At 74.6% G+C, this 13,597-nt stretch carries 10 protein-coding genes; 4 read left to right on the top strand and 6 right to left on the bottom strand.

The window, feature by feature from the left end:
- Window positions 1–470: 470 nt before the first annotated feature.
- The 3 genes from RVR_RS05320 to RVR_RS05310 all read right to left on the bottom strand — a co-directional run bounded on the left by RVR_RS05320 (window position 471) and on the right by RVR_RS05310 (window position 3,549).
- Window positions 471–848 carry a DUF6221 family protein gene (locus tag RVR_RS05320; protein WP_202232734.1) on the bottom strand — a complete coding sequence of 126 codons (378 nt, stop codon included), beginning with the start codon at window positions 846–848 and terminating at the stop codon, window positions 471–473.
- Window positions 849–918: 70 nt separating this feature from the next.
- A complete protein-coding gene (locus tag RVR_RS05315) occupies window positions 919–1,512 on the bottom strand; it encodes a TetR/AcrR family transcriptional regulator (RefSeq protein ID WP_202232733.1) in 594 nt (197 codons plus the stop codon).
- A 39-nt stretch (window positions 1,513–1,551) separates the two neighbouring features.
- Window positions 1,552–3,549 (bottom strand): APC family permease, encoded by a 1,998-nt coding sequence (locus tag RVR_RS05310; protein ID WP_202232732.1) that lies wholly within the window; start codon window positions 3,547–3,549, stop codon window positions 1,552–1,554.
- 293 nt (window positions 3,550–3,842) lie between these two features.
- Here RVR_RS05310 and RVR_RS37340 point away from each other — a divergent pair, with 293 nt between their 5' ends.
- Entirely contained in the window at window positions 3,843–6,596 is a 2,754-nt protein-coding gene (locus tag RVR_RS37340) for a DUF4118 domain-containing protein (protein WP_272933055.1), read from the top strand.
- Window positions 6,593–7,285, top strand: coding sequence for a response regulator (locus tag RVR_RS05300; RefSeq protein ID WP_202232731.1), 693 nt, complete (start codon window positions 6,593–6,595; stop codon window positions 7,283–7,285). Before RVR_RS37340 ends, RVR_RS05300 begins: the two co-directional genes overlap by 4 nt.
- Here RVR_RS05300 and RVR_RS05295 read toward each other — a convergent pair.
- Window positions 7,267–8,193 carry a LysR family transcriptional regulator gene (locus RVR_RS05295; RefSeq protein WP_202232730.1) on the bottom strand — a complete coding sequence of 309 codons (927 nt, stop codon included), beginning with the start codon at window positions 8,191–8,193 and terminating at the stop codon, window positions 7,267–7,269. The two genes, RVR_RS05300 and RVR_RS05295, sit on opposite strands and share 19 nt — an antisense overlap.
- 125 nt (window positions 8,194–8,318) lie before the next feature.
- On the opposite strand from RVR_RS05295, the gene RVR_RS05290 reads away from it, so the two are divergent.
- A complete protein-coding gene (locus tag RVR_RS05290; RefSeq protein ID WP_202232729.1) occupies window positions 8,319–8,705 on the top strand; it encodes a YybH family protein in 387 nt (128 codons plus the stop codon).
- A gap of 211 nt (window positions 8,706–8,916) precedes the next feature.
- Here RVR_RS05290 and RVR_RS05285 read toward each other — a convergent pair whose 3' ends face one another.
- The gene (locus RVR_RS05285) at window positions 8,917–10,539 is read right to left on the bottom strand and encodes an FAD-dependent oxidoreductase (protein WP_202232728.1); all 1,623 of its coding nucleotides are present in this window, start codon (window positions 10,537–10,539) and stop codon (window positions 8,917–8,919) included.
- 13 nt (window positions 10,540–10,552) lie between these two features.
- A complete protein-coding gene (locus tag RVR_RS05280; protein ID WP_202232727.1) occupies window positions 10,553–11,647 on the bottom strand; it encodes a LacI family DNA-binding transcriptional regulator in 1,095 nt (364 codons plus the stop codon).
- 240 nt (window positions 11,648–11,887) lie between these two features.
- On the opposite strand from RVR_RS05280, the gene RVR_RS05275 reads away from it, so the two are divergent.
- A complete protein-coding gene (locus tag RVR_RS05275; protein WP_202232726.1) occupies window positions 11,888–13,594 on the top strand; it encodes an extracellular solute-binding protein in 1,707 nt (568 codons plus the stop codon).
- Window positions 13,595–13,597: the final 3 nt, after the last annotated feature.

Genomic DNA, 13,597 nt, shown 5'->3' with positions numbered 1-13,597 from the left:
CCTAAGCTGCTGGGTGGGAGCGGTCTGTCGGGCCTCGGACCGCTCGCCGACGGCCTTCGTGGCGCTCAGGCCGAACCGAGGCGCCGCGCCCGGGTACCGACGGGCGCAGGCGGGCGTCGGCTCGGGGTCGGGCGGGTCGGGTCGGGCGCCGGTTCATGGGCGGTCGCGGCGACGTCACTTCGCGCTCGGTCACGGCGGAGCGGCCGCGTGCCGCGGGGCCCGGGGCGTCGGCAGGCATCGCCTCCGGGCGGGCCGGCACCCCGCTGTACCCGGTCGGCGCGGGTGCCGCCGGGCTCGGGGGAACTTGACCTCCGGCTGGGACCGCGCGGGCGACATGCCGCGGGCGGGTGGGCGGTTGCGGGCGGGCCGGGCTGTTCACGGAGGCGCGTCGTACGACCCCGGCCGCCGACACGGGGCGCGGTGGCGCCGGGATGGGGGGACGGGCCACGGCGGGTCGCGCTCCGGCGCGGCTACTGCTCGGGTGGCGAGCCGGTCCACTCCTCGCGGTGGTCGGGGTGGGCGGCCCACTCCGCGGCCAGGGCGACCAGGATCTGGGCGACGAGGAGGTCGCCGTCGCGGGTGCCGTCCCCGGGTTCCGGCCGCGCGAGGTGGCGCTCGCACCGGGCGAGGAGCGCCTGCTTGGCCGCGACCGCGCGGACCACCCGGGCCGGGTCGTGGTGGGCGGCGTGCGCGGCGACCGGCGCGCCCACCTCGAACGCGGCGCCGGAGTCGACGACCAGCCGCGTCCCCTCGGCCGTCCACCGGCCGCCCGCCACGGCGCCGCCCCACGCGTAGGCCAGGTCCTCGGTCAGCCGGGCGCGCACGAAGGCCGCCAACTCCTCGATCACGGTGCCCCTTCCACGGTTCCGCGCGCCGGCGACCGGGTGCGGCCCCCGACGCGGCGCGTGCCCGGACACGCTACGCCGGCGGCGCCTGCCCGGGGCGGGCGACGGCCGGTTCGCGCACCGGCAGACCGCGCAGCAGCGCGTCCAGGAAGAGGTCGAAGCGGGGCGCGGCGGCGCCCAGACCGAGCGAGGACTCCTGCCCGGCGAGCCAGCTCACCAGGCACGTGCCGAACACGTACCAGCTCTGCTCGGCGAGATCGGGCGGCGCGCCGGCCGCCGTGAACGCCCCGGTGACGCCAGAGCGCAGCCGGTCGAACGCCTCGGGGTGGTGCCGGTGCGGGCGGGCGGTGCGGGTGGCGTAGCCGGGGACCGCCAGGAACTCGTCGTGCATCGCCCACGCGAGCCGGCGCAGCCAGTCCGCCCAGGTCCGGGCGTCCGGCTCGTCGGCGGGCAGCACCCGCGCCACGATCGACTCGCCCACCATGTCGAGCAGTTCGTCCCGCCCGCGCACCCACCGGTACAGCGCGCTGTGCGTGACGCCGAGCCGCGCGGCCAGCTCGCGCATGGTCAGCGTGTCGAGGTTGCCCTCCAGGGCGGCCGCGACGATCTGCTCCCGGCTGATCTGGGCCGGCCGTCCGGGCTGGGGCCGGGTCCGTGCGGTCGCCATGGCGCCATCGTACGGGCCCCGGCCGGCCCGGGCCCGCGGTCAGCCGCGGCGGACGGCGGCCGAACCGTCGGGCGCGCGCCGCTCGTGCGGCTCGGCGACGTCGAACGGGACGATCGTGGCCACGACGTCCGGGAGCCGGCCGACCGCGCGGGCGATGTGGTCGGCGGTGCGCCGGTGCAGCAGGCGCCCCAGCACCGGCGAGTAGGTGCGCTCGGGGATGAGCAGCGTGACCTGAGCCCCCTGCTCGCGGACGCGGCGGTCGACCAGTTCGAGCACCGCGCGGCTGATCCGGCGGTCGGGACACTCCACCATCTCCAGCGGCAGGTCGCCGACCTCGGTGCGGTCCCAGCGTGCCGCCAGCCGCCTCGCCTCCTGTGCGTCGACCATGACGTGCACCGCGCGGATCTCGGCCGGCCGCAGCGCGCGGGCGTACCGGATCGCCTTGAGCACGGCCAGGTCCACCCGGTCCACCAGGATGTACATCACCTGGGTGCTGGCCCCCGGCACCGTCGCGTCCGCGGGTGCGGCCGCCAGCGCCGCGGCCTCCTCGCGGTAGCGCTGGTTCACCTTGATCAGCGCCCACACGCCGACCGGGAAGACCAGCACCACCACCCACGCGCCCTCGGTGAACTTCGTGACCGCGAAGATCAGCGCGACCAGCAGCGACACCCCGCAGGCCAGGCCGTTGAGGGCGAGCTTCGCCCGCCACCGGCCCGCGCGCGACCGCCAGTGGTGCCGGACCAGGCCGGCCCCGGCCATGGTGAACCCGGAGAACACCCCGATCGCGTAGAGCCCGACGAGCGAGTTGAGGCTGCCCTTGGTGGCGACCAGCAGCGTCAGCGACACCACGGTCAGCACCACGATGCCGTTGGAGAACGCCAACCGGTGCCCGCGGCGCGTGAGCTGGCGGGGCAGGAAGGAGTCCTCGGCGACGAAACTGGCCAGGAACGGGAAGCCGTTGAAGGAGGTGTTCGCGCCCATGTACAGGATCAGCGCCGTCGCCAACTGCACGAAGACCAGGCCCGCGGTGCCGTACCAGCTCTCGCCGAAGGCCCAACGCGCCTCCTGCGACACGACGGTCGGGGTCTGCGCGACGTAGGGCGTGGCGTGGGTGATGTGCGCGAGCAGGGAGACCCCGAGCACCCCGGTGCCCAGGATGCAGGACATCGCGACCATGGTGCGGCGGGCGTTGGGGCCCTGCGGGCTGCGGAAGACGCTGACGCCGTTGGAGATCGCCTCCAGCCCGGTCAGCGAGGAGCCGCCGTTGGCGAAGGCGCGCAGCAGGATCAGCAGCGACGCGCCGTAGAAGAAGCCGTGGGTGTCGCCGCCGAGGCCGACCATGCCCGGGGTGTGGACGTCGATGCGGGAGTGGTCGCCCAGCAGGAAGCGGGTGAAGCCGGTCACGACGAGCAGGGCCATCGCGCTCATGAACAGGTAGGCGGGCAGCGCGAAGGAGCGGCCGGCCTCACGGATGCCGCGCAGGTTGCCCCAGCACAGCAGCAGCACCACCCCGACGGTGATGAGGAGCTTGTTGTCGTCCAGGGCCGTCAGCCGGCCGTCGCCCCACAGCAGGTGGACCAGCGAGACCAGCGCGTCCGTGCCCGCGGCCGCCTGGACCGCCACGGTGACGATGTAGTCGATCAGCAGGGCGACCGCCGCGACCTGGGCGACCCGCGGCCCGAAGTTCTCCCGCGCCACGACGTAGGACCCGCCGGCCCGGGTGTAGGCCGTCACCACGTCGCGGTAGGAGAGCGTCAGCAGCAGCAGGACGCACAGGATGGCGGCGGTCAGGGGTATGAGCGCGGTGAACGCGGCGACGCCGATCGCCGGGATCAGCACCACCAGCATCTGCTCCGAGCCGTAGGCCATCGAGGAGATGCAGTCCGAGGCGAGCACGCCCAGCGCGATCGGGTTGGACAGCCGCTCGGCCGACAACTGCTCGGTGACCAGCGGCCTGCCCAGCAGGTGCTTCTTCACCCGGTACCCGGGGCTCTCGGGCAGCGCCGCGGCCGCGGGCCGGGTGGAGGACGACAGCATGGGCGGTCCGTTCGGGAAGGAGTTCTGGCCTCCTCATGAGTACTGCACGCAGTCGGGGCGAAACGGACATCCGGCGGTGCGGGCCCGGGATCTTAGCGCGTCCTTAACGCCTTTCCGCCTGGCGCTCCGTCCCCGGGCCGCCCGCCGCCGCGGGCAGGGCGCGAACCGGCCGCCCCGCCCCCGCCCCGCTGCTGGTCAAGGGCCCTGCGGCGCCCTCGGGCGGCCTATGCTCAAGGTGTCCGCGCGGTACGCAGCAGCGCCGCCGGCCACGTCGTCGGAAGGGAGAGGCAGCGGTGGGCACGTCGCACGGCGGCAGTCTGCGGATCTACCTCGGCGCCGCACCCGGGGTGGGCAAGACGTACGCCATGCTCGGCGAGGCGCACCGCCGCATCGCCCGCGGCACCGACGTGGTCGCCGCGTACGTCGAGGACCACGCCCGGCCGCGCACCCGCGAACTGCTCGCCGGGCTGGAGACCGTGCCCCGGCGCCGCGTGACGCACCGCGGCGCGGAGTTCACCGAGATGGACCTCGACGCGGTGCTCGCCCGCCGCCCCAAGGTCGCGCTGGTGGACGAGCTGGCCCACACCAACGTGCCCGGCGGCCGTCACGCCAAGCGCTGGCAGGACGTCGAGGAGCTGCTGCGGGCGGGCGTCGACGTGGTCTCCACCGTCAACATCCAGCACCTGGAGTCCCTGGGCGACGTGGTCGAGGGGATCACCGGGGTGCGGCAGCAGGAGACCGTGCCCGACGAGGTGGTGCGCCGCGCCGCGCAGATCCACCTGGTGGACATGGACCCCGACGCGCTGCGCCGCCGCCTCGCGCACGGCAACGTCTACACCCCCGAACGGGTCGACGCCGCCCTGTCGCACTACTTCCGGCCCGGCAACCTCACCGCGCTGCGCGAACTGGCGCTGCTGTGGACCGCCGACCGGGTCGACGAGTACCTGCTGCGCTACCGCGCCGAGCACGGCATCGCCGCGACCTGGCAGACCCGCGAGCGCATCGTGGTCGGCCTGACCGGCGGCCCCGAGGGCGCCACCCTGGTCCGGCGGGCCGCCCGGATCGCGGCGAAGGGCTCCGGCAGCGAACTGCTGGCGGTGCACGTGGTGCGCTCCGACGGCCTGGCCGGCCCGGCCGCGGGCGACCTCGCCGGACAGCGCCGGCTGGTCGAGGACCTGGGCGGCAGCTACCACTCCGTGGTCGGCGGCGACATCCCCGCCGCGCTGCTCGACTTCGCGCGCGGCGTGGACGCCACGCAGGTCGTGCTCGGCTCCAGCCGCCGCAAGGCGTGGCAGTACGTCCTGGGGCCCGGCGTCGGCGCGACGGTGGCCCGCGAGTCCGGCGACATCGACGTGCACATCGTCACCCACGAGCACGTGGCCGGCGGCCGCCCCCGGCTGCCCGGGCGGCTGCCGATCGGGCTCGGGCGGGCCCGCGCGGTCGGCGGCTGGCTGGTCGGCCTCGGCGGCCCGCCGCTGCTCACCCTGCTGCTGCGGGCCGGCACCGGCACCCCCGGGCTCACCACGCCGCTGCTGCTCTTCCTCACCCTCACCGTCGCCGCCGCCCTCGTCGGCGGGGTCTTCCCGGCGATCGCGGCCGCGCTGCTCGGCTCCCTCCTGCTCAACTACTTCTTCGCGCCGCCCACCCACACGTTCACCATCTCCGACCCGCAGAACCTGCTGGCGCTGGCGATCTTCGTCGCCGTCGGGATCGCGGTCGCCTCCGTCGTCGACCTCGCGGCCCGGCGCGCCCACCAGGCCGCGCGCAGCCGCGCGGAGACGGAGATCCTCGGGTACCTCGCCGGCGCCGTGCTCCGCGGGGAGGACGGCACCGACAGCATCACCGCACTGCTGGACCGGGTCCGGGAGACCTTCGCCATGGAGTCGGCGGCGCTGCTGGAGTTCACCGGGGAGCCCGACCCGGGACAGGCGGCGGCCTCCGGCGGCGCGGGCGGGGAGGCGCGGACGGGCGCCGCGGAGGGGTCCGCCGGGTCCGGCGCGGGCCTGGTCGGGGGCGGGTCGGGGTCCGGCGTGGGCCTGGTCGGGGGCGGGTCGGGGTCCGGCGCGGGCCCGGTCGAGGGCGGGTCGGGGAGCGGCGGGTGGTCCACCGCCGCGTCGGTCGGGCCGAACCCGGCCGTGGAGCCCGAGGCGGCCGACGTGGAGGTGCCGGCGGGGGAGCGGCTGGTACTGGCCCTCAACGGACGGGTGCTGCCCGCCCAGGACCGCCGGGTGCTGGTCGCGTTCGCGGCGCAGACCGCCGCGCTGCTGGAGCGCAGGCGGCTGGCCGAGCAGGCCGCCCGGGCCCGGCGGCTCGCCGAGGGCAACCGCATCCGCACCGCGCTGCTCGCCGCGGTCTCCCACGACCTGCGCACCCCGCTCGCCGGCATCAAGGCGGCGGTCACGTCGCTGCGTTCCGACGAGGTGGACTGGAGCGCCGAGGACGAGGCGGAACTGCTCGCCGGGATCGAGACCGGTGCCGACCGCCTCAACCACCTCATCGGCAACCTGCTCGACATGAGCCGCCTGCGCACCGGCGCGGTCAACGCCCTGCTGCGGGAGGTCGCGTTGGAGGAGGTGGTGCCGGCCGCGCTCGCCGAGGTGCCGGCCGGCACCGTACGCCTGGAACTCCCGGAGGCGCTGCCGCTGGTGCGGGTGGACGCCGGGCTGCTGGAGCGGGCGGTGGCCAACGTGGTGGAGAACGCCGTCAAGTACAGCCCGCCCGGCCGCCCGGTGGTGATCCGGGCCGACCCGGTGGCGCTGCCGGAGGGCACCCGGGTGGAGGTGCGGGTGATCGACCGCGGCCCCGGCGTGCCGGAGGAGGCGAAGGACCTGGTGTTCGAACCGTTCCAGCGCTACGGCGACGCGCCCACCGCCGGGACCGGTGTCGGCCTCGGCCTGGCCGTCGCCCGCGGCTTCACCGAGGCGACGGGCGGAACCCTGACCGCCGAGGACACCCCCGGGGGCGGCCTGAGCATGGTCTTCACACTGCCCGCCGCCCCCGGCCCCACCCCCGATCCCGACCTGCGAGAGGCAGAGCCCGAACGATGACCCGGGTCCTGGTAGTGGACGACGAACCCCAGCTCGTCCGAGCGCTGGTGATCAACCTCCGGGCCCGCCACTACGACGTGGACGCCGCTCCGGACGGCGCGGGCGCGCTGCGGCTGGCCGCCGCCCACAACCCCGACGTGGTGCTGCTCGACCTGAGCCTGCCCGACATGGACGGCGCCGAGGTGATCCGCGGGCTGCGCGGCTGGACCCGGGTGCCGATCATCGTGCTGTCGGCCCGGCACGCCTCCAAGGAGAAGGTCCAGGCACTCGACGCGGGCGCCGACGACTACGTCACCAAGCCGTTCGGCATGGACGAGCTGCTGGCCCGGCTGCGCGCCGCGGTCCGCCGCGCCGAGCCCGGCACGGGCGGGGGCGCGGACGACCAGGCCGTCGTGGTCACCGACGCGTTCACCGTGGACCTGGCCGCGAAGAAGGTGCACGGCAGCGGCGGGGCCGACGTGCGCCTCACCCCCACCGAGTGGCACCTGCTGGAGATCCTGGTCCGCAACCCCGGACGGCTGGTCACCCAGACGCAGTTGCTCCAGGAGGTGTGGGGCCCCTCCTACCGCTCCGAGACCAACTACCTGCGGGTCTACCTGGCGCAGTTGCGCCGCAAGCTCGAACCGGACCCGGCCCGGCCCCGCCACCTCATCACCGAGCCCGGGATGGGCTACCGCTTCGAGCCGTAGCCCGGGGGAGCGGTGCCTGCGGGACCGGCGCCCGCGCCGAAGGCGGCGCGGGCGTGCGGGAGCAGGGCGCGCAGGGCGGGCGCGGGGGAGGGGCGCCAGAGGAGGCAGAGGTACGCCGGGTCGGCGGCGCCGTCGATCGGGTGGGCCTCCAGGCGGTCGCGGTAGCGCGCGGCCATGGACGCGCTGAGCACCCCCACGCCGAGCCCGCGCGCGGCCAGATCCGCGATCGCGTCGGCCGCGCTCGCCTGGAAGGCGATCACCGGGCGCAGGCCGCCCGCGGCGCACGCCCGGTCCAGAACGGTGCGCAGCCCGGTCCCCGGCGGCATGCAGATGACCGGGTGCGCGGCGACGTCGCGCAGCGCGAGCCGGCGCCGGCCGGCCAGCGGGTGCCCGGCCGGGACCACGGCGACCAGCCGTTCGCCGACGACGGTCAGCGCCTCCAGCCCGTCCGGCGCGGCGCTGGCCGTGCCGACCAGCGCGAGGTCGAGCGCGCCGGACCGGACCTGCTCGACCAGCAGCTCGGAGTTCTCCTCCAGCAGCGAGATCCCGACGCCGGGGTGGGCGCGGTGGAAGGCGGCGAGCGCGTCGAAGAGCGGGGTGAGGGTGCAGCCGATGACCATCCCCACCGCCAACCGCCCCCGGATCACCTCCGTGACCTCGCCGACCGCCTGTGCCACGGCGCCTGCGGCCGCGAGGGCGGCCCGCGCGTGGTCGAGGGCGGCCTTGCCGGCGACCGTGAGCGCCACGGTGCGCGCGGAGCGGTCGAACAGCTCCGCGCCCAGCTCCTGTTCCAGGCGGCGGACCTGCGCGCTCACCCCCGACTGGCTGATGTGGACGCGCGCGGCCGCCCGCGTGAAGTTCCGCTCCTCCGCGACCGCGACGAAGTACTCCAGCTGCCTGAGATCCATGACCGGTGATTCTAGTTCGCATCAGAACCATCTGTTGGACTTCTCATCGGGGCCGAACCAGGCTGGTGGGAGAGGAACACGTCCGCAGGAGCGGCGCCCCGGCGCCGTACGCGAGGAGGAACACCATGACGCAGTACGCCCGGGCCATGCGGCCCGAGGACCTCACCCGCCTGTTCGTCGAGCGGTCGAACGCCGGCGACGCGGCGGGGGTCGCCGCGCTCTACGCGCAGGACGCGGTGCTGGCCTACCCGCCCGGCGGGCGGACCGTCGGGCGCGAGGCCATCCGCGCGCTGTGGGAGAAGGTGCTCGCGAACCGCCCGCACTTCGAGCCCGAGGAGCCGCTGCCGACCCTGGTCAACGGTGACGTCGCGCTCACCTCGACCGCGCCCCGCGACGGCGCGGGCGCCCGCGCCCAGGTCGCCCGCCGCCAGCCGGACGGCAGTTGGCTGCGCGTCCTGGACCAGCCCGAGTTCGTCGCGCCCCCCGCGCCCGCGGACCCCCGTACGCCCTGAGCCCCGCAGCCCCGCGCGTGCTGAGCCGCGGAACCCCGCACGCGCTGAGCCGCGGAACCCCGCACGCGCTGAGCCGTGGCCCGGGCTCCGGGCGCCGGGCCTTCGAAGCCCCGGGCCTCCGGGTCTCCGCAGCTCCGGGCTCTCGTGCCGCCGTGCCCCGCGCCTCCTGACGGTGCGTCGCCCCGCGGGCACGGCGGCCCGGACCGGCAGGTCAGTAGTACTGCTTGAGGCCCCTGACCTCCCGCGGCCAGGCCAGTTCGACGCCGTCGGCGGCCAGCAGGCGCTGGAAGTCGGCCAGGCGGTCGGCGCGGGCGCGTACCTGGCGGGGGGCGAGGCCGGTGTCGAGGCAGTGCGCGGCCAGCGTGCCGGCGACCTCGCCGATGTTCCACTCGATCGGGTGGAGCCGGTAGCACCCGTTGGTGATGTGGGTGGTGCCGATGTTCTTCGCGGCCGGCAGCAGGTTGTCGACCCGGACCGGCAGGAGCGCGCCGAGCGGGATCTGGAACGGCCAGGTCTCTATGTCGACGAAGGTACGCGGCCCGCGCTTGCCGCCGGTGCTGGGGTGCAGGTCGATCCGGTAGGAGCCGATGCCGACGGTGTCGGCGAACTCCGCCGAGAACTCGCCCTCGCCGACGAGCGGTTCGCGGGCCTGGGCGCCGACGTGGTTCTCGGTGACCGTGAACTCCGCCCGGATGCGCCGCGACTCGCGGACGTAGGGCGCCTTGGCGAAGCCGTCCGGGGTGCCGAGCGTGTCGGGGCGCAGCCGCAGCCCCGGAAAGCCGGTGCCGCCTTGGGAGTTGGGCGCGTCGGTCTGCATCCAGTACAGGAAGGAGCGGCTGAGCTGGCGGGCCGCGGCGAGGTGGCGGTCGCGCTCCTCGGGCAGCACCCCGACGACCGGGCCGAGCCAGTAGTCGATGTGCGCCCAGTTGACGAGCGTGACGTCGGTGATCCCGGCGGACTCGGCGAAGTGCGCGCGGGCCAGCACCCGGCGGAAGTCCCACAGCCCGAACCCGTCGGGCCGCCCGCTGCCGTCCTCGAACAGCGAGCGGCGGTGCTCGGTGAGGTCCCAGGGGTTGACCTCGGCCCAGTTGAGCTGCGGACCGGGCCAGAAGTCGGCGCGGTGGTCGCGCCAGAAGGCGTACTCGGCCGGCTGGTCGATGGTGTGGTCCTCGCCGGGCCGGTGCTCCAGCGCGAAGCACCAGCTCACCGCCTGCTGGTCCAGCGGTTCCGGGTCGCCGTCCAGGGCGTGCGGCTCGCCGGTCTCGGCCGCCGACTCCGCCCCGATGACGTGCTCCACCTTGCCCAGTTCGAGCAGGTCGCCCAGTTCGGTGGCGTCGATGGTGTACGAGGCGGCGATCTCGACGTCCTGCCCGGCCCGGTCCCGCAGCGTCACCGAGGTGACCCGGTCGCCGGACAGTCCCACGGCCACCGGCTCGTGGCGGGTCAGCAGCCGGATGCGGCCGGCGGCGCGGTAGGGGGCGAGCATCTCCTCCAGCACGGCCACCGCGACCCGCGGCTCGTGGCAGATCCGGCTGACCCGGCCCGCGCCCGGGTTGAGCCGGTCGTCGGCGCGGGCGGCCGCGGTGAGCGGGTAGTTGCGGCGGTAGTACGCGCGCACGCCGTCGCGCAGCGCGCGGTAGCCGCGGGTGCAGCCGAACTCCTCGATCCACGGGTGCTCGTCGGGCGGCACGCCCTGCGTGGTGAGCTGCCCGCCGATCCAGTCGGTGGCCTCGGTCAGGACGACGCTGCGGCCGCGGCGGGCGGCGGCGAGCGCGGCGGCGGTCCCGCCGAGCCCGCCGCCGACCACCAGCACGTCGCATCGGTCTTCGCGCATGGGACTCCTCAGGTCAGCGGGATCGGGGGGCGGACGGTGCGGCGGGCGGCGCCTGGAGGGTCTGGCCGCCACGCATCCCGCAGGTCGCGACGGCGCGGCGCGGCGCGGTGTCCTGCGGCCGGGCGAGCAGATCGGCCAGCAGCCGCACGGCCTGCCCGCCCATCTCCCGGCGGGGGGTGAGTAGCGAGGTGATCGTCGGGTCGTCGGGGCGGCTGCCGGCGAAGTCGCCGAGCGCGACCACCGACAGGTCCTCCGGCACTCGCAGGCCCAGCCGGGTGGCGCCGGAACGCACGCTCGCGGCGTGGTTGGAGTCGTCGGTCACCACGCAGGTGACGCCCTGGTCGACGAGCGTGGCCAGCAACTCGGTGGGCACGGTGTCCGGTTCGACCAGGTGCACCGCGCCGGACTCGACGCCGGCGTCGCCGCGGCACGCCTCGAAGTACCCCGCCTCGCGTTCGAGCACGGCCTCGGAGGCGATCGCGCTGCGCAGCAGCGCCAGCCGGCGGTGGCCGAGGCCCGCGCACCGCTCGACCAGCCCGCGGGTGGCCGCGGTGTAGTCGGCGGTGACGTACGACATCTCGCCCGAACCCAGCTCCCGGCGGCCGATGTAGACGAACGGGAAGCCGGAGCCGACCAGTGCGGCCAGTTCCTCCCGGTCCTCGTCCTGGCCGAGGAGCACGGCGCCGTCGGTGACCTGGAGGGTGTTGACGCCGTCCTTGTAGATCGACCGGCGGCGCCGCCCGCCGTCCTGGCCGCGCCCGCGCGACCCGGTGAACAGCAGCAGGTGGCAGTCGAGTTCCTCGGCCGCCTCCTCGATCCCTGTCAGCGAGTCGTGGAAGAAGCTCAGCCGGTCGGTGGGGAAGACCGCCTCGTAGGTGAAGACGCCGACGATGTTGTTGCGGCCGCCGGCGAGGCTGCGCGCGGCGAGGTTGGGGGAGTAGCCGAGCTGGCGGACCGCCTCCCACACCCGCTGTACGGTCTGCTCGCTGGCGCGCACCGCCCCGTCGTGCCGCCCGTTGACCACCGCGGACACCACCGACGGCGACACCTGGGCGAGCCGCGCGACGTCGGCCTGGGTCGGCCGGCGCGGCGATCGGGGGTTACCCATGGGCCACGTCCCTCCCTCGTTCCTCGGATTCCAGGACCATGATGATAATGCGCATCATCAAAGGTCTACCATCTGCCGGCGCGGCGTCCACCCCTACCGGTAGAGCACGAAAGTGTTACGTCAGCGTACACGCTTGTTGACACCTGTGTGGCGCTGCTCATACCTTGAGCGGGCCGTTGATGTAGCGCATCATCAAGCCGTTCTCCGACGGGGAGACCCACACGGGAAGAGGTGACAGCAGTGAGCGGACCGGGCAACGACCGGCGCGATCTGGAAGGCGTCAACAGACGCCGGGTACTGGGCATGGCCGGCGCGGCGGTCGGCGCGGCCGCGCTCGCGGCCTGCTCGGGCAAGACCGGCAGTCCGGTGCCGCAGGGTGACGTGAAGGACCTGAAACTGCCCACGCAGGTGACGCCGAGTCCGGTGCCCGGGCAGGTGGTCAGCGGCACCGCGAGCGTCCCGGTGGCCTTCACCCGCTACCCGGACCCGTACAAGACCGTCACCGAGCCGCCCGGCCGCGGCGGCACCGTCACCACGTTCCAGGTGACCTACACCCCGCCGCCCCCGGCGGACAACCGGTGGGCCGACGAGCTGGACAAGCGGCTCGGCGTGCACGTCAAGCCGACCTTGGTCTCCCCGGCCGACCTCGCGCAGAAGACCGCGACCGTCATCGCCGGCGGCGACATCCCCGACCTGTTCTACCTCAACACCGCGACCGGCCAGGCCCCCGCCGCCGCCCAGTCCGTGCTCCAGGGCGCCTTCACCGACCTGACCGAGTACCTGTCCGGCGACGCCGTCCGTGACTACCCGAACCTCGCGCTCTTCCCCTCCTACGCCTGGAAGAACTCCTCGATCGAGGGCCGGATCTACGGCGTCCCGCGCCCCGAACCGCTGCTCCAGAGCGGCATCCCGACGCTGCGGCTGGACTGGATGCGCAAGCTCGGCATGACCGCCCAGCCGGGCAACGCCGACGAGATGTACGCCATGCTCACCGGCTTCAGCGGCAAGGACCCGAACGGGAACGGCAAGAAGGACACCTGGGCACTGTCCTCGCTCCAGATCTACTGGCAGTCCACGCCGATCCTCAACATGTTCGGCGTGCCCAACAACTGGCGGCTGGAGAAGGACGGCAGCCTCACCAAGGACATCGAGACCGACGAGTTCGAGGCCGCCACCGAGTACATCGTCAAGCTGTGGAAGGCCGGCGCCTTCCACCCCAACGCCGCCGCCAACACCTACGACCAGCAGATGGCGCTGTGGAACGCCGGCAAGATCGGTATGTCCGGCGCCGCGCTGAACACCACCTACATCCCCGACGTGCCGCCGATCCCCGGCGTCGGGAACTGGGCCACCGACCTCGGTCCGCTGATCGCGCCCGGCCACGACGGCGGCACCGCGTCCCTCTACCAGTCCAGCGGCATCTTCGGCATGTTCGCGATCCCCGCGAAGGTCGGCAACGGCGCCAAGGGCAAGGAGCGGGTCAAGGAGCTGCTGAGCATCCTCAACTACCTCGGCGCGCCCTTCGGCAGCGAGGAGAACACCTTCCTCACCTACGGCATCGAGGGCTGGAACTACGACCTGACGCACGGCACGCCGGTGAAGTCCACCAGCACCGCCCGCCGCGCCGAACTGGCCGGGCAGTACTTCAACGAGCCCACCGAGACGGTGCTCTACCTGCCGGGACCGCCCAGCATGTCGGTCACCGCCCAGAAGCAGGCCGAGAAGCTCATCCCGCACACCGTCGCCGACCCGACCGTCAACCTCATCTCGCAGTCCTCGGTCTCCAAGGGCCCCGCGCTCCAGCAGAACCTGAACGACGCCTTCGTCGGCATCGTGACCGGCCGCAAGCCGGTCAGCGCGCTCAAGGAGCTGCGCAGCCAGTGGTCCGGGCAGGGCGGCGACGCCATCCGCCGGGAGTTCCAGCAGTCCCTGGCCAAGAGCCGGTAGGGG

This window comes from Streptomyces sp. SN-593 (assembly GCF_016756395.1).
Lineage (GTDB): Bacteria > Actinomycetota > Actinomycetes > Streptomycetales > Streptomycetaceae > Actinacidiphila > Actinacidiphila reveromycinica.
The sequence above is the reverse complement of the archived record's forward strand: the minus strand, read 5'-3'. Positions and strand labels throughout refer to the sequence as shown.